This window comes from Thiomicrorhabdus sp. Kp2, from assembly GCF_000478585.1.
Taxonomy (GTDB): domain Bacteria; phylum Pseudomonadota; class Gammaproteobacteria; order Thiomicrospirales; family Thiomicrospiraceae; genus Thiomicrorhabdus.
In genome coordinates, this window is the sequence record NZ_ARWI01000001.1 from 575,768 (window position 1) to 594,775 (window position 19,008).

Annotated in this window: 16 protein-coding genes and 3 tRNA genes; 2 read left to right on the plus strand and 17 right to left on the minus strand. The window is 40.7% G+C overall.

What is annotated here, in order from left to right; all coding sequences use genetic code 11:
* Position 1: 1 nt before the first annotated feature.
* Entirely contained in the window at positions 2–1,813 is a 1,812-nt protein-coding gene (atzF, locus tag A379_RS02735; RefSeq protein WP_040725563.1) for an allophanate hydrolase, read from the plus strand.
* A 136-nt stretch (positions 1,814–1,949) separates the two neighbouring features.
* Here the strand turns inward: atzF and A379_RS02740 are convergent, their stop codons facing one another.
* The 8 genes from A379_RS02740 to A379_RS02775 form a co-directional block, all read right to left on the minus strand.
* Positions 1,950–2,864 carry a DMT family transporter gene (locus A379_RS02740; RefSeq protein ID WP_051144955.1) on the minus strand — a complete coding sequence of 305 codons (915 nt, stop codon included), beginning with the start codon at positions 2,862–2,864 and terminating at the stop codon, positions 1,950–1,952.
* A complete protein-coding gene (locus A379_RS02745; RefSeq protein ID WP_232744808.1) occupies positions 2,864–3,718 on the minus strand; it encodes a sugar phosphate isomerase/epimerase in 855 nt (284 codons plus the stop codon). Before A379_RS02745 ends, A379_RS02740 begins: the two co-directional genes overlap by 1 nt.
* A 2-nt stretch (positions 3,719–3,720) precedes the next feature.
* A complete protein-coding gene (locus A379_RS02750) occupies positions 3,721–4,503 on the minus strand; it encodes an N-acyl homoserine lactonase family protein (RefSeq protein ID WP_040725564.1) in 783 nt (260 codons plus the stop codon).
* 16 nt (positions 4,504–4,519) lie between these two features.
* Entirely contained in the window at positions 4,520–5,533 is a 1,014-nt protein-coding gene (locus A379_RS02755) for a fatty acid desaturase (RefSeq protein WP_040725565.1), read from the minus strand.
* Between the two features lie 93 nt (positions 5,534–5,626).
* Positions 5,627–6,613 (minus strand): ABC transporter substrate-binding protein, encoded by a 987-nt coding sequence (locus A379_RS02760; RefSeq protein ID WP_040725566.1) that lies wholly within the window; start codon positions 6,611–6,613, stop codon positions 5,627–5,629.
* A gap of 293 nt (positions 6,614–6,906) precedes the next feature.
* Positions 6,907–6,982, minus strand: a tRNA-His gene (locus A379_RS02765).
* A 31-nt stretch (positions 6,983–7,013) separates the two neighbouring features.
* A tRNA-Arg gene (locus A379_RS02770) sits at positions 7,014–7,090 on the minus strand.
* A gap of 60 nt (positions 7,091–7,150) precedes the next feature.
* Positions 7,151–7,227, minus strand: a tRNA-Pro gene (locus A379_RS02775).
* A gap of 276 nt (positions 7,228–7,503) precedes the next feature.
* Here A379_RS02775 and folD point away from each other — a divergent pair.
* Positions 7,504–8,367, plus strand: a complete 864-nt coding sequence (gene folD / locus A379_RS02780; protein ID WP_040725568.1) for a bifunctional methylenetetrahydrofolate dehydrogenase/methenyltetrahydrofolate cyclohydrolase FolD — start codon at positions 7,504–7,506, stop codon at positions 8,365–8,367.
* Between the two features lie 117 nt (positions 8,368–8,484).
* Here the strand turns inward: folD and A379_RS02785 are convergent, their stop codons facing one another.
* The 9 genes from A379_RS02785 to A379_RS02825 all read right to left on the minus strand — a co-directional run bounded on the left by A379_RS02785 (position 8,485) and on the right by A379_RS02825 (position 18,978).
* Positions 8,485–10,803, minus strand: a complete 2,319-nt coding sequence (locus tag A379_RS02785) for a methyl-accepting chemotaxis protein (protein WP_051144957.1) — start codon at positions 10,801–10,803, stop codon at positions 8,485–8,487.
* Between the two features lie 24 nt (positions 10,804–10,827).
* The gene (locus tag A379_RS02790) at positions 10,828–11,253 is read right to left on the minus strand and encodes a rhodanese-like domain-containing protein (RefSeq protein ID WP_051144958.1); all 426 of its coding nucleotides are present in this window, start codon (positions 11,251–11,253) and stop codon (positions 10,828–10,830) included.
* A gap of 81 nt (positions 11,254–11,334) precedes the next feature.
* Entirely contained in the window at positions 11,335–13,149 is a 1,815-nt protein-coding gene (locus A379_RS02795; protein ID WP_051145235.1) for an ABC transporter ATP-binding protein, read from the minus strand.
* A gap of 21 nt (positions 13,150–13,170) precedes the next feature.
* Entirely contained in the window at positions 13,171–13,947 is a 777-nt protein-coding gene (locus A379_RS02800) for a TatD family hydrolase (RefSeq protein WP_040725570.1), read from the minus strand.
* Complete coding sequence (gene holB, locus A379_RS02805; RefSeq protein WP_051144959.1) at positions 13,944–14,969, minus strand: DNA polymerase III subunit delta'; 1,026 nt, start codon at positions 14,967–14,969, stop codon at positions 13,944–13,946. The genes A379_RS02800 and holB overlap by 4 nt, the downstream gene beginning before the upstream one ends.
* Positions 14,970–15,596 carry a dTMP kinase gene (gene tmk / locus A379_RS02810; RefSeq protein ID WP_040725573.1) on the minus strand — a complete coding sequence of 209 codons (627 nt, stop codon included), beginning with the start codon at positions 15,594–15,596 and terminating at the stop codon, positions 14,970–14,972.
* 33 nt (positions 15,597–15,629) lie between these two features.
* The gene (gene mltG, locus A379_RS02815) at positions 15,630–16,739 is read right to left on the minus strand and encodes an endolytic transglycosylase MltG (protein ID WP_232744809.1); all 1,110 of its coding nucleotides are present in this window, start codon (positions 16,737–16,739) and stop codon (positions 15,630–15,632) included.
* Positions 16,736–17,620, minus strand: coding sequence for an aminodeoxychorismate lyase (pabC, locus tag A379_RS02820; protein WP_040725576.1), 885 nt, complete (start codon positions 17,618–17,620; stop codon positions 16,736–16,738). The genes mltG and pabC overlap by 4 nt, the downstream gene beginning before the upstream one ends.
* On the minus strand, positions 17,620–18,978 hold the full coding sequence (locus tag A379_RS02825) for an aminodeoxychorismate synthase component I (protein WP_040728590.1): 1,359 nt from the start codon (positions 18,976–18,978) through the stop codon (positions 17,620–17,622). Before A379_RS02825 ends, pabC begins: the two co-directional genes overlap by 1 nt.
* Between the last annotated feature and the right edge of the window lie 30 nt (positions 18,979–19,008).

Below are 19,008 nucleotides of genomic sequence, written 5' to 3' on the forward strand. Positions count from 1 at the left end.
GATGAAAGAACTTAATTTAACATTAACCTCTTTAAAACAGTCCTACTCAGAAAAGAGCTTAACGCCAAGAGAGTTAATCAAAACGCTATTGAATAAAGCTGTTGACTACCGAGATTACAACCTGTTTATTCACCAACTAACAGAAGCCGAACTTGAACCTTATTTAAGCCGTCTTGAGCAATCAGAACCCAATAGCTTGCCTTTATGGGGCGTGCCATTTGTGATTAAAGATAATATTGATTTAGCCAATATTCCTACCACGGCGGCCTGTAAAGAGTATCGCTATGTACCCAAAGAATCGGCCACGGTTGTGCAAACGTTAATTGACGCAGGCGCTATTCCCATTGCCAAAGCCAATATGGATCAATTTGCAACAGGCCTGGTCGGTACTCGATCACCCTATGGAGAGTGCCATAACGCCTTTGACTTTAGCAAAATTTCTGGTGGTTCAAGTTCTGGCTCTGCGGTCTCTTTAGCCTTAAATTTATGCAGTTTTTCATTAGGAACAGACACCGCAGGTTCTGGCCGAGTGCCAGCCGCCTTTAACAATTTAATTGGCCTTAAACCTTCAAAGGGGTTATTAAGCACCAAAGGGGTTGTACCTGCGGTTCGCTCGCAAGATGTGGTGAGCATTTTTGCTCTCAATTCACAAGACGCTTACCAAGTGTTTGATGTGACATCACAATTTGATGAAGCCGATGAATTCAGTCGCCACGAAAATGAAATGACGCCCCCTGCTTGGCAGGCAAAACCCATTATTGGTATTCCAGGTAACGAAAGCCTGTTTTTTGATGGCGATGCACAAGCTCAACAAAACTTTAGCGAAACCGTATCCAGTTTAGAAAAACTAGGCTATCAAATCAAAACCGTGCCATTTAAAGTCTGGATAGACACCGCAAAACTGCTTTATGGTGGAGCTTGGGTGGCCGAACGTTTTGTTGCCATTGAAGCGTTTTTTAAAGAACATGAATCCATTATGGATTCAAGCGTAGCAAGCATTATTGCAGGCGCAAAAAACCTTACGGCCGCCGATGCTTATCAAGGTAGTTACGCCCTACAAAAAGCCCAGCGTGAAACTGAAATTTTATGGCAACAACATGGCATTGATTGCATGATGACCCCGACCACACCGACGATTTATGCAATCAATGCGGTTAAACAAGACCCAATTGGCTTAAATTCAAAGTTAGGTACTTACACCAACTTTATGAATTTATTAGATTATGCAGCCATTGCAATGCCAACAGGGTTTAGAAAAGATAGTTTACCAACAGGGGTGACTTTCTTTGCACCCGCTGGCGCAGACCGCTGTTTAATGCAACTAACGGACACACTTCACCCACAGTTTGTAGAAGCCTCTGGCGCACGGTTTTTAGAAGTTCCACAAGCCAATCCTCAACTATTCAACAATATGCAAACCATTCCATTAGCGGTAGTTGGTGCGCATTTAGTCGGTTTTCCACTCAATAGTCAATTGATTGAACGCGGTGCAACTTTATTAGAAACCACTCAAACCGCACCTAAATATGCGTTTTATGAACTAGCAGGTGGCGCTATTCTTAAACCAGGCCTGGTAAAACAGACCGAAGGCGGAGAATCGATTGAATTAGAAATCTGGAATATGCCTAAACAACATTTAGGCAGTTTTTTAGCCCTTATCCCATCCCCTTTAGGTTTAGGTAAAGTAGAACTGATTGATGGCAGACAAGTAGTTGGATTTATTTGCGAACCTTGTGGCATAGAAGGCGCAACCGATATCACGCATACAGGCGGTTGGCGAAACTGGATAAAAGAACGCAACGCAAAATCCTAATAACCTTTCGACTTGAATGAATAAAACGACCAGGCCTTTATACCCCCTTGCGGGGTGTGGTCGTTTTAACTTTTTCTTTTGTAACTTACCATCAGAGCATAGCACTCCCTGTAAAAAAGGGCGTAGCTTCTGTTAACTAAGTATCTGAATCTTTATGAGTTCTTAATGCCTCAATTAGGGCTGCACTCAAGATTAATGCGGCGCCCAAGCCTTCAATTAAATTCAATGTTTCGCCGTTTAGTAACATAGCAGAAACAACCGCTGCAACCAGCTCCATAATCATAATAATGGATGACTGGCTTGCTGGCATGTGTGTCACCGCCCACTGAGAACCGAGATTAGAGATCAATAACCAGATTAAACCAAATGCGGCTAACCACAACCATGCCATTGAAGGTATTTCAGAGGCTAGGTGAATGCCTTGATTGAATACCAACATGCCTGACATCAGCATTGTGCCGATAAACAAAGCACTAAGTTTTACGACAACAGGCAGAGATTGCACGCCTCTAAAAGCGATATTGTTCATGGCAAATAAAAAGCCAGAAAGCAATGCTAAAAAATCGATCCACGTTGGTGGTGATTCAAATACTTCAACACCTCCAACCACTAAAAACGCCCCCGAAATTGCCAGGCCTGCTGCTAACCAACCTAACATGGGCACACGTTCTTTTAATATAAATTTACCGCCTAACACACCCCAAAGTGGTAATAAATAAAACAACACCATCACTCGAATCACATCGCCATAAATTAACGAATAGTTAAAGGCTAAATTGGCACCGCCCCCAAGCACGGCAATTAATAACCAGGGTTTAAGATTGTTTTTGAGTGAGGCTCTAAAGCGCCATAAAATCGGTAAAAACAGCAAACTTAATAATCCGTAGGCTACAAAAATAATAAACGGCCCATCAAACCCCATTTGATGCAGTGACTTTAGCGGCCACCAACTTAACCCCCAAAATATCGAAGCAATCAATAGCACTAATACAGGTCGTTTATCTTTAGCCGCAGCCTGATAATTTACGGCTTGGGTTAATCCGATTTCCATTACAAAAACACCTCTAAAAATTGCTGTTGTTCAATTTGATTCATCCACTGATTTATTTCAGATAAATCGGCCACTGGCATTTGGGTAAATGGTTGTAAATGCAAATAACCGTCTGGCCCAAATTCTGGCGTTAAGGTGGTCACTGCAAATCCCTTTGCAAACTGGGCTTGCCAAACAGTCTCCCAAACTCGCTGATGCGACTTTAATGCTTTTGCATACTCTGGTGCTGCTGGATGTGGCACTTGCGGACCTTGGTCATAACCAACCCTTGCATGAATATGATGAACGTTGCTTTTTATTGCGTGGATCACATCCATTTCAGTGTCCATTAAACGTTCACATACCACACACCAATGACTGATATCTAAAGTTAATTTAATCTCTGGTAAGACTTTAACCACTTTACGGGTAATCCATGGGTTAAATAAAGAGCGGCTTCGGTGGGTTTCAAAACAGACATCTATGCCATAGTCTTGGCCAATTTGCATGGCTTGCTCAAAAAATTTGATTGATTGAGATTCTTCCCAAGCATCACACCCTGTTATGCAGGTGGCAAACAGAGGGTTTAAAGGCATTGAATCATCCAGCTGTCTTTTAATGTCGTCTAAATGCTGATTTTCGCTCCAGTTTCTATTTGGCACGTAATCCCCACCTGTCACAATTTCAGCAATGTAATTGCACTGAGTCTCTTGCAACGTATTATGCCATTTAGCTTGCTCAATACGCTGTTGTGGAGCTTGACCTTCAATGCCACTAAAGCCTTTTTGAATGGCATCTTGACAGGCCTGGTCAATCGGCAAGGTGTTTCCCCAGAGGGTTTTAAAGGTTTTTAATTGCATAGAATCTATAGCCATTACTATTCAAAAAAGTTAGGGAAACGATTGTGTCTTTGAAAGAAATCCCAATCATGATTTGGCCAGAGATTAGCCTGGTTATGTTGGCTAAACTGTTTAAGCTTTTGAATGCTCTCAATTGCCATTTTTTCATTGTCTTGCCAACATAGGCCTGGTGGAATTTCTTGTTCTATATTCTCAACTAAATCAGCTGCATCACCCGCAAGAATAATTGGCTGGCCTTTAGGTAATTCAATGAACATGGACATATGTCCGGCGGTATGCCCAGGTGTTTCAATGGCTCTTACACCTGGCACCAAGTCATACTCCTCTGTTTGAATTTTCCAGTTAAGAGGCAAATCAAAATCAGAGGTAAAGTAGGCTTCGTCTTCAAGGTTTTTAGCGGCACTCATCTCTTGTGCATGAACATGCACCTCGGCATGACAAAACTCACATAATCCGCCCGCATGGTCAAAATGTAAATGGCTACAAAACACCACATCGACATCCTCTGGCTGTAAACCTAAAATTTGTAGTTTATTAGGTAACTGCTGCTCCTCTTCCATCTCTGGCGGACCAAACGGAAAACCGTCATGTTCATAATATTTTTGGCGCAAGTCTGGCTGCTGAATTTTTTGGTAATCACAACCTACGTCAAACAAAATTCGTCCATTATTGGTTTCAATTAAATAAGCCAAAATCGGTGCTTTAATAATTTGACCTTGGCCCACACCACGAGTAGAAAGCGTTTTTTCATAGGTATGTTGGCCTGTTAAGATTGGCCAGAACTTTTTAACTTGAGTCATGCGGTTCTCACTTGAATCAATGTGCAGTTAAAAAAGAGACGCCATCAACCCCAATAAAGGTTTCACCTTCCTCTTTTTTAACAGGTAAATTAATCGGGTCGCCATTTAAAATGCGAGGCACTCGGTATTTATGAAAACTTTTAATTAGGTGTTTAAAGGTCAGAATTTGCTGATATTCATCACCAAACATCTCCTTATGCAACTTAGGCAAGCGATACCAGGGTTGCAATTGCTGTTCATGATGAACATTGTGGTAACTAAAATTTAACACCAATAAATTAACCCAAGGATACTTAACAGAAAGTAAATTTGAGTAAGTATTATGCTCTTCAAACTCACGGTCTCTTAAACGCGCCTCGGCACCTCTAGGTAAATCTAAAGTTTCATACACTTCATAGGTGTGTTGGTGAACATCCATAAATCGCATGACCGTTAAAAACAGCATATAGGCTAATGGGTATAACCATAGAATATGGATAGAAATGGATGCTAACCAGGTAAATAAGGTAACTCTTAAAGCAAGTACGATAAGAATTCTTAACCGATTGTGTTTTCTATTTTCTTTTACAAAAGGCAGTATTAATACAAGCAGGTGCATTAAAACTTCAAGCGCGGGTATATAGAACCACTCTAAAGTTTTAATCCCTTTTAAAACAACGGGATGCTTTTCTAAAATTGGCCTAAAATCAAATGAAACAATGTCCGCCCTATCACTATGATGGCGATTGTGTTTGCGTTGGATATCTTCAAAATTAGAGTAACTATTACCCGTTATCCACAATAAAAACTCAGCAAACCAACGATTGTGTTTTTTGTTTTTAAAAACACTGAAGTGTGCTGCTTCATGAATTAGGTAGGCGGCTATTACCATCGCGTGGGCTAACAAAACAATCCCAACCAGGTTTAACCATAAAGACTCGGAAAGCATTAATCCAAATCCAAAAAAATAAGTGCTCATTACATAAAACAGAGCAATAATTGTTGGAAACAAAGCATCGTCATGTCTAAAAAAACGTGAACTTGTTTTCATGCGAGACCCCATGATTACAACTTTAGAAATGACCAGGCCTGGTAACTTTTAAAGCTACCAGGCCTGGAGGATTAATCAAAAAAGCAGATAAAATTAAAGACCGTTTGTTAAAGAAGCATCAAAATAGACATTGATATCTTGTGGTGTATCGTAGACCTTGTTAGCAACGTTAAAGTCATCTGATACTTTTGAAGAACCATAAATCGAATCTAATCCATCACCTTTTTTATAAGCCGCTTTGGCTTCTTCTAAAGTTAACAGCTTAGTTCCTTTAAGGAATGGTGCATATTCTTCAGCAGATAGACCAGCACGAGAAGCCATAATACTTACAGCATCAGCGCGTGTTTTTGGATCGTTAATGTAATCCACTGTTTTGTACCAAACCTTTAACACGGTTTCCCACTCTTTCTTACGAGCAGATAGGCTGGCTGGATTAACCGACAAACCATCATAAATAATCCCTGGATTATCCGCAGAGGTAAATACCGCTTTAGAACCTGGCACCATACTTAATGCCTGGCCTGAACTAGGTTGCCAAGCAACAATAGCATCCACTTCACCAGAGGCTAGAACCTGTGGAGTTTCATTGGTTGGTACATTAACCAAAGTCACATCAGACTCTGACATGCCATTTGCTTCTAAAGCGGTAAGCAACATTAAATGCGCCACAAAACCAACTTCGACCCCAACTTTTTTACCTTTTAAATCCTTAATGGAAGACACACCCTGCTTACCAACCACCATATCATTACCATTAGAGTAGTCATTAAGCAAAATCATCACACTTGGTGCGCCAGTTGAACCCGTTACTAAAGCATCACCATTCGTCATATGCACAGCATCTAACTTACCTGCCGCATAAGCATCCATTGAAGCGACATAGTCAAACCACTCAAACTTGACATCAACCCCTGCTTCCTTAAACCACTTCTTCTCAATCGCCACTTCCCAAGCAACCCAGCCAGGCCAATCGCTATAACCAATTTTTAACGGCTCAGCCGCATTTGCCTGCCAGGACATGGCACTCATCGCAAGACCCGCTACCAAACCAAACGTTTTAGAGATTACTTTAGACTTCATATCACTACTCCAGTATTACTAATTAAGAAAAGGGTAATACCATATAAGCAATTGAAGTACCAACTGTTTGAAACGGCGTATTTACAGCAACTAGGTTATATTTTCAAAAACAAAACGAACTAAATGACTTGTTTTGACTCAAAAAAATACTATTTTGGTGCATAAAAACAATGCAGATATCAGAAAAGACTATTTACTTTGAAATAAAAAAAGAAAGTTTAAGAGAAATAAGAAAAAATGAGATTAGGCTTCAAGTGAAGCAGAGCTGAACTATAAAATAAGAAAGAAAAAAGTGGGGCGAATGACGGGGATCGAACCCGCGACAACAGGAATCACAATCCTGGGCTCTACCAACTGAGCTACATCCGCCATAGATGGCGTGATGAACACACCATAAATATGGTACGCCCATCAGGATTCGAACCTGAAACCCTCGCCTTAGAAGGGCGATGCTCTATCCAGTTGAGCTATGGGCGCGTTATCGAACCTTTTGACTATTGAACTGAGAATGTGACCATTTTCAATTCAATAAGAATATGGTCGGAGTGGAGGGATTTGAACCCCCGACCACCTGTACCCAAAACAGGTGCGCTACCAAGCTGCGCTACACTCCGTAAGATGGGGCGTATTGTATAGACGCCCCCCTAACCTGTCAACAACAAAAATGAATATTTTTATGTTTTTTTGCATTTTATTTACAGCCTTAAAAGGCGCTTGCTCCGTTGTATGTTGCTAACTTATTGATTCTTATTTTAAAGCGGTTTTTTTGGCTCTAAATCACAAACATTAACTATCGGTATAAAGGATATAAATGATTCTGAAATTTATATTTTGTAAAAATCGGTTATGATAAACAGCAATTTTTTACTCTATGTAGGATGATTAATACGATGTCTGCACAAATTTTAGATGGTAAGGCCATTGCCGCCGAACTACGTGATTCAATTCAACAAGAAGTTGAGAAACAGGTGGCTTTAGGTAAAAAACCACCAGGCCTGGCCGTTATTATGGTTGGTGAGGATCCTGCTTCTCAAGTTTATGTACGTAATAAAAAGATTGCTTGTCAAAAAGCGGGCTTTAATGACGTTTCTGAAGTACTTCCAGCTGAAACTTCTCAAGAAGAGGTTTTGGCGTTGATTGATAAGTTAAATGCGGATGACAGTGTTCACGGGATTATTGTTCAGTTACCCGTGCCTGACCATATTGATCCAGAAGAGATTATTGAGCGCATTCACCCTTGTAAAGATGTAGATGGTTTTCACCCATACAATGTAGGCCGATTGGCGACTCGTATGCCACAGCTTGCGCCTTGCACACCTCATGGTGTAATGACAATGCTGGCTAAAACAGGCATTCCTCTCCGCGGTTTGAATGCAGTTGTGGTTGGCGCATCTAATATTGTAGGTGTTCCAATGATGCTTGAATTGCTTAATGAGCGTGCTACTGTGACTGTTTGCCATAGCGCAACTAAAGATTTAGCACAAAAAGTTTCAGAAGCGGACTTGGTTGTTGTTGGTGTAGGTATTCCAAACATGGTAAAAGGTGAGTGGATTAAAGAGGGTGCGATTGTGATTGATGTGGGCATTAATCGTATGGACGATGGAACGCTTTGTGGCGACGTTGAGTATGATACCGCTAAAGAACGTGCTAGTTGGATTACACCTGTGCCTGGTGGCGTTGGCCCTATGACGATTGCGACTTTGTTGGAAAATACCATGCAGGTGGCTTACCACCTAGATTGTAAAGCTAAGTAAAGCGATCTAAGCTACCAGGCCTGGTAGCTTGTTTATTTTTCTGGTCATTTTCATAAAAAAACCGAGTTTTAACTCGGTTTTTTTATTGGTTATAAGCTTTTTGTATTTAAAGACTAGTTAGACTTTAAATTTTGCAACTAAGCTTGCCAGTGATGAGGCTTCAGACTTCATGGTTTCTGATGCTGCGGTACTCTCTTCAACTAAAGCAGCGTTTTGCTGTGTAACGGTATCAATCTCACCAATAGCCTGCCCTACTTGAGTAATTGAGTGCGCTTGCTCTCCAGATGCCTTTGATATTTCAGCCACAATATCACTTACCTTGCGGATACTTTCGGTAATGTGCTGTAAAGCTTCATCAGAGCGTTCTGCTCTTTCTGTCCCTTGTTCAACCGCATTCACCGCATTTTCAATTAACGCTTTAATATCACGAGCGGCATCTGATGATTTACCTGCTAAGTTTCTAACCTCACCCGCAACCACGGCAAAACCACGGCCATGTTCGCCTGCTCTGGCAGCTTCTACTGCGGCGTTAAGAGCCAACAGATTGGTTTGGAAAGCAATGCTATCGATTAAGCTAATAATCTCTTCAATTCTATGGCTGGCTTGTTTAATATCACCCATTGATTCAATTGTACTGCGCATAACTTCTGCGCCATTATCGGCTTGAGTTCTTGCTGATGTTGCCAACTGATTAGCCGATTGAGCGTTATCAGTTGTTTGCTGTACCGCATACATAATTTGATCCATAGTTGCGGTGGTTTCTTCTAGTGAGGCCGCTTGACGTTGCGTGCGGTCATTTAAGTCTTGGCTACCTTGATAAATTTGCTCGACATTATCAGTAAGGTTATGAACACCGTGAGTGGTATCAGAAATCAGCTTTGCGAGATTATCGATTGAGCCATTTAATGCGTTAGATACATCACCAAACTTACCACCAAAAACAGAGGTTATGCGTTTGGTTAAATCGCCTTCTGCAAGCGCGGTGACAACATCTGAAATTTCGCTCAGTGCTTGATCCGTCTGCTCTACACGACTATTGACACTATCGGCCATTAGCTTTAGTTCACCATTGGCTGAAACCGTAACGCGTGTAGAGTAATCGCCATCGGCCATGTGTTCTAAAACCGTGTTTACATTAGAAATCACATCACTCATCATTCTTAGAGAGCTTTCTACTTCATGGCGAATATTAGGGTCAACATTATCATCCATCCTCGCTGAAAAGTCACCGTTACTTAATGCGTGCACAAGCGTGATAATCTCTTTCATTGAAAACTCTACCGCTTGGGTAGATTGGTTAACCGCGGTTTGAAGAGTCTCTAAATCACCTTTGTGAGCACCTGTAATACGTTGGGAAAAATCACCATTTGCAACGGCGTTCATTACAAAATTACTTTCAGAGATTGCTTTTTGCAGTGTATCAATCATATTGTTAATAGCTTCGGCAGCTTCACCCACTTCATCTTTAGAGACAACAGGAATTCGTTTACTAAAGTCACCATTTTTACTGATACTATCAACCACTTTTTTCATGTTTTCAAGCGGTTTAAAAGCTTTTATAAATTGAATTTTAGTTAAGGTAAAAGCAATAATAATCCAAAGAATAATTGCTAAAGTTCCGACCATAAAAGAGAACTCTTGAGAGTTATGCCTTTCCGTGTCATCTGTTAGGGTTGCTACATAAGCAACGGTTTTGCCATTAATATCTGTTAACGGTTGCGTAACGCTACTGTAACTTTTATCACCATAAACAAACTTATCTATGCCATAACTGGTTACATCCATGCCGGTACTTATAAAGGCATCTTCAATCTGTTTATCTAGGTGGGTAATTAACTGCCCTTGCAGATTAAACAACATAAAACGTGTCTCCCCAATTTCAGCTAGGCTTGGGGCTAACATTGCATAATCCATAACAATATCAACAACCGCAAATGCTTGACCTTTATTGGTAAGCGGAAAAACAAAGTGCACTTCTGGAGAACCGTTAACCGATTCCAAACCTCGGGTTATCATTAATTCTGAAACAGCTTGCTTGGCAAGTTCAAGGTTTATTGCACTGCTGTCATTTTTGTTACGACTAAATAAAACCGTACCATCAACCCCCAATAAACGAACGTTTGACGCTGTTTGAGTGGCTTCTAATCGATTTACTGTTGGAGAGATTCGGTCTGAAATAGCTTGTTTATCCGACGTTTGAATGGCGTTAAACAGTCCCTCATCACGGGTAAAGGCAAAAACATTTTTTTCCATTTGAGAAATGGTCTTGTCTAAAACCGTTTTATAAATAGATATCTGCTTGCCAGCCATGGCATTAAGCAAGTTTTGTTTAGATTGGAATAATTGATAAGAGAACACGGCAATTAAGATAGCCGCCGTAAAAAGAATGGTTAAAACTGTGTAGATTTCAACTCTGGTTCTAAGTGATTTAAACATAATTATTTACCCTAATTCTTATTATTATTCATATGGATAGCCAGCATTTTTCCATGACGGAAAACCATCTCTGTAGTAGTAAACTTTAGTAAAGCCAAACTCAACTAATTTCTTTGCCCCTGATGCCGCTCTATGACATTTTTCGGCATTACAATAGGATATAACTGCGTCATTTAAACCGATATGAGTCAAAATATTTTCTTTGTTAAACTCAGGGTTTTTAATATTGATATGAACCGCACCAGGAACACGCCCCGCTTCCCAATCAGAATCTTTTCGGGTATCAATAAAGGTTGCACCTTGCTTCCACAGTTTTTTAGCCTGCTCTGCACCGATGGTTGTTGCTCCATCAACCGATTCAGGAGAAGGCCCTTTGGCCGCAAAAGCTATTGATGACATTAATAAACAAAATATTCCAATACCATCGATTAATTTTTTGTGCGAAAACATCTTTTTCTCCTGTTTTTACGCCTTATAAAGTAAAACAATACCTAATCAGTAACAGAACTTCATCCACCTAGTGAACACTTATTAGCGATAAAGCTTGTGATATGTGCCTGTTTGAGCCATTAATTCATCATGGCTACCTGATTCAATAATATGCCCATCTTCAAACACCATAATTCTATCCGCTTGGCGAATTGAGCTTAAACGGTGTGCCACAATCAACGTTGTTCGATTTTCTAAAAAAGGCGCTAAATCTTCATATAAACGTCTTTCGGTTTCCATATCTAAAGCGGAAGTAGCTTCATCCATAATCACCACTTTTGGATCCTGCAAAATCATACGTGCAATCGCTAAACGTTGTCTTTGCCCACCAGATAACTTGATGCCATTTCTACCAACAATAGAATCTAACTGCTTATCTAATGCCTGAATGGTCTCGGCAAGTTGTGCTTGCTTTAACGCTTGCCAAAGAATTTCATCAGGTAAATTTTGCCCCATAGTTAAATTAAAACGTATGGTTTGATTAAACAACGCTGGGTGCTGTAAAACCGTAGCCACATTAGCTCTAACCACCGACTGGCCTATTTGGGTAATCGGTATATTGTTATACAAAACCTGCCCAGAAGTGGCTTCATAAAACCCTAGCAACAACTGAACCAAAGTAGTTTTGCCACCACCACTTGCTCCAACCAAAGCGAGCTTTTCACCCGCTTCAATCTTAAAATTTAAGCTCTTTAATACAGATTCACTCTTCTCAGGGTAATAAAATTCTAAATCTTTAACCGCAACCGAAACCGCAGTTTTTTCGTTAAAAGGGTTAATCTCTTCACGGTATTTAGGCTCTTGTTTTAAATCCAAAACCTCATTAATACGCTGTAAAGCGCCGCTTGCAGCACTGTAACCATATTGAATGGCTAGCAATTCTTGAACAGGCCCCATCATGAACCAAAGGTAACCAAATACCGCAATCATTTGCCCAATAGACAAATCAGAGAACACCACCATCAACATACCAACCCCTCTAAAGAGGTCAAATCCAACTAAAAATATCATAAAAGAGAAGCGGCTAGCCGCATCACTCTTCCAGGTAAAGGCCTCAGAGTGTTTTTTGATCGAGAAGGCGTTATCCCTCACCCGATTAAAAAAGCTGCTGTCTTGATTGGCCGCCCTGACCTGTTGCAACGCATCTAAGGTTTCGGTTAAAGACTGCTGAAAAGCATCCACTGCGCTGTTTTCATCTTTTTTAAGGGTTTTAACCTTACGTCCCATCAGCATGGTGAAATAGACCACAACTGGGTTAAAAAGCAAAATAAACACCGCTAACTGCCAATTCAACCAAAACAAAACCGCACTCACACCCACCAGAGAAAACAGGGCAATAATGAGTTTGCTAACGGTTGTACCTAAAAACGTGTCAATGGTATTCACATCATTCAACATGGTGGCTGAAACGCTACCACTGCCCATCGACGAGTATTGCGCCATAGAAACACCTTGCACACGTGCAAGAAGGTCTTTTCGAATTCTAAAGGTGACGTTTTTTGCAATCACGGTAAATTGCTGCATTTGCCAAACACCCAACAATAAACCTATCCCTCTCAATAGGATGGTGATAATCGTAATGGCGGTAATGTAATAGATTGGACCATACCAATCAGGTGAGACAAGTTTTTGAAGAGATTCGACGATAAATCCTGGTTTATCCAATAAAACTTCATCGACCAAAATTGGCAGCAATAGAGGTAGAGGCACAGTGGCAAGCATGGCAAATAACGCGATAATATTCGCCTTAATCAGCTCAGGCTTATGCTGAACCACTAAATCATAAATGCGTTGCCAAGTATAAGAGCGTTCCGAAGAAGCCGTAACTTTAACTTTGCGTGGTTTTTCGGCCGTCATACCTCTCATTACGTTACTCTTTTAATTTAGTTTGAATAGTCGGTTAAAGTTTTCCGTAGTGGCATTCGCTACCGTATCAAATGGCAACGCTTTTAAATCCGCAATTTCTTGCACAACATATTTTGTGTAACCAGGTTGATTGGTTTTACCTCGGAACGGCATTGGAGCAAGGTATGGTGAATCCGTCTCCACCAAAATCTTATCTAGAGGTAAAACTGTGGCCACCTCTTTCAACTCTTTGGCATTCTTAAAGGTCACAATGCCTGAAAAAGAGATATAAAAACCAATCTCCATCGCTCTTTGTGCAGTAGCCATATCCTCAACAAAACAGTGCATAATGCCACCCACGTCTTGTGCGCCCTCTTGCTCAAGAATGCTTAAACAATCTGGGGTAGAATTTCTCGTGTGAATAATCAGCGGTTTATCGAGTTGTTTAGCAATCTTTATATGTTGTTTAAAACGGTCATGCTGCCAAGTCATATCTTCTTCATCTTCAAAATGAAAGTAATCCAGCCCTACTTCACCAATTGCAATGACTTTTGGGTGCGATGCAAACTGAATCAACTCATTATCCGTTACCGCAACACTTTTGTCTTCACACGGATGTACGCCAATAGAGGCATAAACACATTCGTACTTATCCGCTAAATCAATCACTTCTTGCCATTGGCCAGGATTGATTGCCACGCATAAAATACGTTCTACCCCCAGCTCTTTCGCTTTGGCAATGACTTCATCAATGTTCCCGACTTTATCTTCAGGCAAGATATTAAGATGACAATGTGAATCAACTATCACGCTAACATTCCTTTTTGAATTTTGGATTTAAATACACTCTCTAGTGGCTCTTCACTTTGTTGAATGCTTAACCATTCCAAACAAAGACTTTCTAATACCAACTCTTTATTGGCATTAGCCAACCAATTTTGTTTGGCGGTGAGCACAGCTTGCTGAAAACGCAACCAGTTTTGAACCTGGGCAGTAGAAGCCGTTTGTTCTTGAGCCTGGGTTTGATACATAACTGAGCGAACAGCGGAAACCGTCCATTGATAAAAATAATCAAACACACGTTCTGGTTCTTTAAACTTTAACCACTCAGCCACCGCCTGAGAAGCGGTTTTGCGCCCAGATTGAATCTGTTTTAAATCATTTCGCCATTGGCTGTCTTCATCGAACAAACCACTCTCAATCCAGTTTAAGGCTTGAAGCGGTGCGCCCCAATTTAAACGTAAGGCACGTTTAATTAAGGCTTCATCGGCTTGTGGTGCATTATTATGCAACCAATCAATGGCCTGGGACATGGCAGGTGGGGTAAAATTAAGTTGCTGGCAACGGCTTTTAATGGTGGCGGGTAAACGTTCAACCTGGTGTGTGCTTAATAAAAACAACGTATTTGAGGCAGGCTCTTCAAGGTTTTTAAGCAAGGCATTAAAAGCCGATTGATTCATGTATTCAACACCATCAATCCAGATTATTTTATAACCACCTTGGTGTGAGGTTTCATTCAGTTTATAAATCAGGCTTCTCACCTGATCGACCGCAATCTCTTTTTTATCTTCCAAACGTTTCAGTTCAAAAAAATCTGGGTGTTGTTGGGTTAAAAACAGATGACAACTTGAGCACTGCCCACAAGCCTGGCCTGTTTGATTATTTTTGCAAAAAACCGACTGAGCCACATCTTGAATGAAAGGTTCAACCCCAATACCTTTTGGCCCCGCAAATAGATAAGCATGGCCTAAGCGCCCTTGCAGCTGTTGCCATTGTTGCCATTGGGGTTGTAACCAAGGATATAGAACATAGGCTGGTTGAATAGAATCCACCTACACACCTCGCATCATTTGTAAACGCGCCACAATGTCTGCCTGCACTTGTTCTAAGGGTTGGCTTGCATCTAAAACGGTATAACGTTCAGGCGCCATCTCGGCACGTTTTAAATAGGCTGAACGTACCTTTTCAAAAAAGTCATGTTTCTCTTGTTCAAAACGATCCGTCTCACCGCCACGAGAGGCCACACGCGCCATACCTACCTCAATCGGTAAATCAAAAATAAAAGTCGTATGAGGGAAAAACCCCTGTTGAACCCAATGTTCAATCTCAGCAATACGGTCAAATTCCATGCCGCGTGCCGCACCTTGATAAGCGTAGGTGGCATCGGTAAAACGATCAGAAATTACCCATTTACCTTGCGCAAGGGCAGGCAATATTTTCTCTTGTAAATGTTGAGCACGTGCAGCAAACATTAAAAGCAATTCAGTCTCTTCATGCATCGCCGTGTAGTCTTTGTTTAATAAGACTTCACGAATCGCCTCACCAATTTCTGTTCCACCAGGTTCACGTGTCACAATATGGTCAATACCTTGTGCGGTTAACCACTCTTGAATAAAAACTAAATTGGTAGATTTTCCAGCACCTTCGGTGCCTTCTAAAGTAATAAACTGACCTGACATAAACTGTCCACTTTTTGGTAAATGTGTAAATAATTAACGACTAAGCAAGTATTTTTGTACCGCTCGATTGTGTTCGATTAAGGTATTTGAAAAGTGGTGTTGTCCGCCACCTTTTGCCACAAAGTATAACGCTTTTGTCGGTTCTGGGTTTAATGCTGCCTGAATCGCTTCAATACTTGGTAAAGCAATTGGGGTCGGCGGCAAACCATCAATCTTGTAGGTATTGTATGCGGTGGTTTTAAGTAAATCCCTTTTTCGAATATTGCCATCATACGATTGACCAATGCCGTAAATGACAGTCGGATCAGTTTGCAAGCGCATTCCAATCTTAATCCTCCGAACAAACACACCTGCAATCAAAGGACGTTCTGGTGCATAACCCGTCTCTTTTTCCACAATAGAAGCCATAATCAAAGCTTCATAGGGTGTTTTGTATGGCAATTTTTTAGCACGATTTTGCCAGGCCTGGTCAAGTGCAGAATTTAATGCGCCTGCTGCTCTTAACAAGATTTCTTTGTCACTATCCCCTGCTTGATAGTGATAGGTTTCTGGCAAAATACGACCCTCGAGAGTTGCATATGGGTATTTTTTATCTATCTTTTCATCAATACCAAACAGCTCTTGTAAGCTTTTAATATCACTGATATCAAGTTCTTTTTTAATTTTGGGTAGCGCTTGAATGGTTTGCAAGGTTTGCTGAATGGTTTGCCCAGCGACAATGGTTACAGGGTACTGGATGTTCTTAGCGTTTTCTAAATTCAATATCAGCTCATCGACCGTCCATTCAGGTTGAATATGAAATTCCCCCGCTTTAATCACGTTTTGTTTATTTAGGTAACGCACATACCAAGCAAACCATTTTGGTTGCGTTAAAAAGCCCTGCTGATGTAATTGATAAGCCACCTTAGAGACCGAACTACCGGGTTTAATTGTTAACTCTATCGCTTGTTTTTGTTGAGAAATTGGCTCTGAAATAAAGCTTTTAAATTGGCTATAAGCGATACCAACAACTACCAGGCCTGCTAACAATATCAGAACAAACAAACGCATAAACCAGTTAGACTTCTTGATTACTGGCTTATTTATCACTGATTTATGCATCTCAGATGTATTTGCATTTGTTTGGTTAGAATTTTCGCTCATTTCATACTCTTAAAGCTATTAACAGAAGTCGCATTTTCCATTTGCCAAGTTGACCAGGCCTGGTGAATTTGTTCTGTTTTTACGGTTGTATATTGAGCATTTAAAAACTGCTTAACAGGTTGCACACCTCTTACCGCATTAGTCAAAAACAGTTCATCCGCTTGCTCAATCTGGGTAAGTAAAATGTTTTTTTCTTCCATTTTCCAACCCAATTTTTGCACTAAGGTGTTCATTTGAAAACGTGTTGTGCCAGCAACACCACTCTCTTTAATCTTAGGAGTAAAAACGGTACCGTCTTTTAGTAAGTAAATATTTGACTGTGTGCCACAAACAACATAATTCAGCGCATTCAACATTAAACCTTCTTGATAGCCATTCTCTGCCATCTCGGTTCTTGCCATCACATTTTCTAAGCGATTTAAGCTTTTAACTCCCGCCAACGACCCCATACTTGCCAGTGTTTTACATAAGCCAATTTCCATAGGTTGAATAGCCGTTAACTCTCCTTGATTCAGCTGAATAGGGCTCGGCTTGATATAAAACAAACAGTTCGAGCCTATCGTTTCAGGCATTTGATAACCAACACCACCAGTACCACGAGTAATGATTATTTTAAGCACGCAATCCTTGGTATCATTTTTTTCAAAATAATCATTCAGAGCTATTTCCAACCAATTACTTAGTTGCTCGAGCTTAATCAGAGGCAAACCCAAAACTTGGCTACTGTTTTTGATACGCTCCCAATGTGATGCCCAATTCAGAATTTGTTTATTCACAACAAGAATCGTCGTAAAAAAACCATCACCATACTGAATCGCCCTATCCTGAAGCGTTATCTCTTCCTGCGGTAGGCCATTTACCCAGTAAGTCGCTAGCTCCATTAATCGTTGCCCGCTTGCAAGGCTTTTACTAAACCTTTCGCTTTATGACGGGTTTCGGTTAATTCATTTTCGGCTTGAGAGTCGGCCACAATCCCAGCCCCCGCTCTAAATTGCACTGTGGGCTTATGGTCTTTTTCAAATTGAATCATAGTGCGAATCAAAATATTCAAATCTAGCGAACCGTCTAAATTGATATAACCTAAAGAACCCGTATAAGCCTCTCTTGGCATCTGTTCTAACTCGGCGACAATTTCCATACAACGAATCTTAGGGCAACCCGTAATGGTACCTCCAGGAAACAAGGCATGAATGATATCTAAGGGTGATAAACCGTCTTGAAGCCGACCTCTGACATTGGAAACAATATGATGCACATGTTCGTAAGTTTCTACTACCATTAGCTCGTTGACTTCTACCGAACCAGGTTGGCAAATACGACCTAAATCATTACGCTCTAAATCTATCAACATAATATGTTCAGCACGCTCTTTAGGATGTTCAATTAACTCGGTGACAAGCGCCTTATCTGTTTCTACATCATCTCCACGTTTGCGTGTTCCTGCAATTGGACGAGTTTCTACCCAAGGCGCTTGGTATTTCACTAAACGTTCAGGCGATGAGCTAATAATCTGCCAGGCCTGGTTACCTTGGTTAGATTGTTGTGAGCCTGTTTCAAAATAAGCCAAAGCGGCAAAAGGGGCAGGATTCGATTTTCGTAAAGCTCGGTACACATCCAAGTAAGCCGTATTTTGTTCTAACTCAACTTGCCACTGACGAGACAAATTCACCTGAAAAACGTCACCAGCCAAAATATATTCTTTTATCGCTTCAACACCCTGCAAATATTTCTGTTCAGGCTCTTCATGGCTATCAGTAACAACAACAGGTGAAGAATCATTCTCCAATAATAAAGCGTGAACAAAATCTTGTTCTACTTCTTGCAAACCAGCTTCAAACTGAGGCTCGGCTAACAAATACACGTTATTGGTTGAGTGTTCGAGAATAATCCCAACAGGAATTCGAGTGAGGTTAGCCAAAGGAAACTGGGATTTTGGAAGATGTAAAACAGGTTCAACTACTTGAGCATAGTCATAACTAAAATAAGCAAACCAACCACCAATAAACGGTAGGTTTTGGCTATTTTGAATATTGGGATTAATCTTAGAAAATTGAGTTTGAACCTGCTCAATAAAGGCTTGAGCATTTTCAGGCGAATCTAATTGAATGGATTCTTGCGGATAGGCCATTAACACATCAAATTCACCCAAACCACCTTTTGCCACACTTTCTAATAAAAACGGGTAGCGCAATGGGTTTAATTGATGTAATAAAGACAAATCAATCGATTGAATTTCCATTCCTACCAGGCCTGGTAAGTCTGAAAAGAC

Excerpts from the sequence above, each read along its gene's own strand:
- A379_RS02825 (WP_040728590.1), bottom strand. The coding sequence starts at position 18,978 with ATGGAAATTCAATCGATTGATTTGTCTTTATTACATCAATTAAACCCA.
- tmk (WP_040725573.1), bottom strand. The coding sequence starts at position 15,596 with ATGTCAGGTCAGTTTATTACTTTAGAAGGCACCGAAGGTGCTGGAAAA.
- A379_RS02760 (WP_040725566.1), bottom strand. The coding sequence starts at position 6,613 with ATGAAGTCTAAAGTAATCTCTAAAACGTTTGGTTTGGTAGCGGGTCTT.
- mltG (WP_232744809.1), bottom strand. The coding sequence starts at position 16,739 with ATGAGCGAAAATTCTAACCAAACAAATGCAAATACATCTGAGATGCAT.
- A379_RS02785 (WP_051144957.1), bottom strand. The coding sequence starts at position 10,803 with ATGTTTAAATCACTTAGAACCAGAGTTGAAATCTACACAGTTTTAACC.
- atzF (WP_040725563.1), top strand. The coding sequence starts at position 2 with ATGAAAGAACTTAATTTAACATTAACCTCTTTAAAACAGTCCTACTCA.
- A379_RS02745 (WP_232744808.1), bottom strand. The coding sequence starts at position 3,718 with ATGGCTATAGATTCTATGCAATTAAAAACCTTTAAAACCCTCTGGGGA.
- A379_RS02790 (WP_051144958.1), bottom strand. The coding sequence starts at position 11,253 with ATGTTTTCGCACAAAAAATTAATCGATGGTATTGGAATATTTTGTTTA.
- pabC (WP_040725576.1), bottom strand. The coding sequence starts at position 17,620 with ATGGAGCTAGCGACTTACTGGGTAAATGGCCTACCGCAGGAAGAGATA.
- folD (WP_040725568.1), top strand. The coding sequence starts at position 7,504 with ATGTCTGCACAAATTTTAGATGGTAAGGCCATTGCCGCCGAACTACGT.
- A379_RS02755 (WP_040725565.1), bottom strand. The coding sequence starts at position 5,533 with ATGAAAACAAGTTCACGTTTTTTTAGACATGACGATGCTTTGTTTCCA.
- A379_RS02740 (WP_051144955.1), bottom strand. The coding sequence starts at position 2,864 with ATGGAAATCGGATTAACCCAAGCCGTAAATTATCAGGCTGCGGCTAAA.
- A379_RS02795 (WP_051145235.1), bottom strand. The coding sequence starts at position 13,149 with ATGACGGCCGAAAAACCACGCAAAGTTAAAGTTACGGCTTCTTCGGAA.
- A379_RS02750 (WP_040725564.1), bottom strand. The coding sequence starts at position 4,503 with ATGACTCAAGTTAAAAAGTTCTGGCCAATCTTAACAGGCCAACATACC.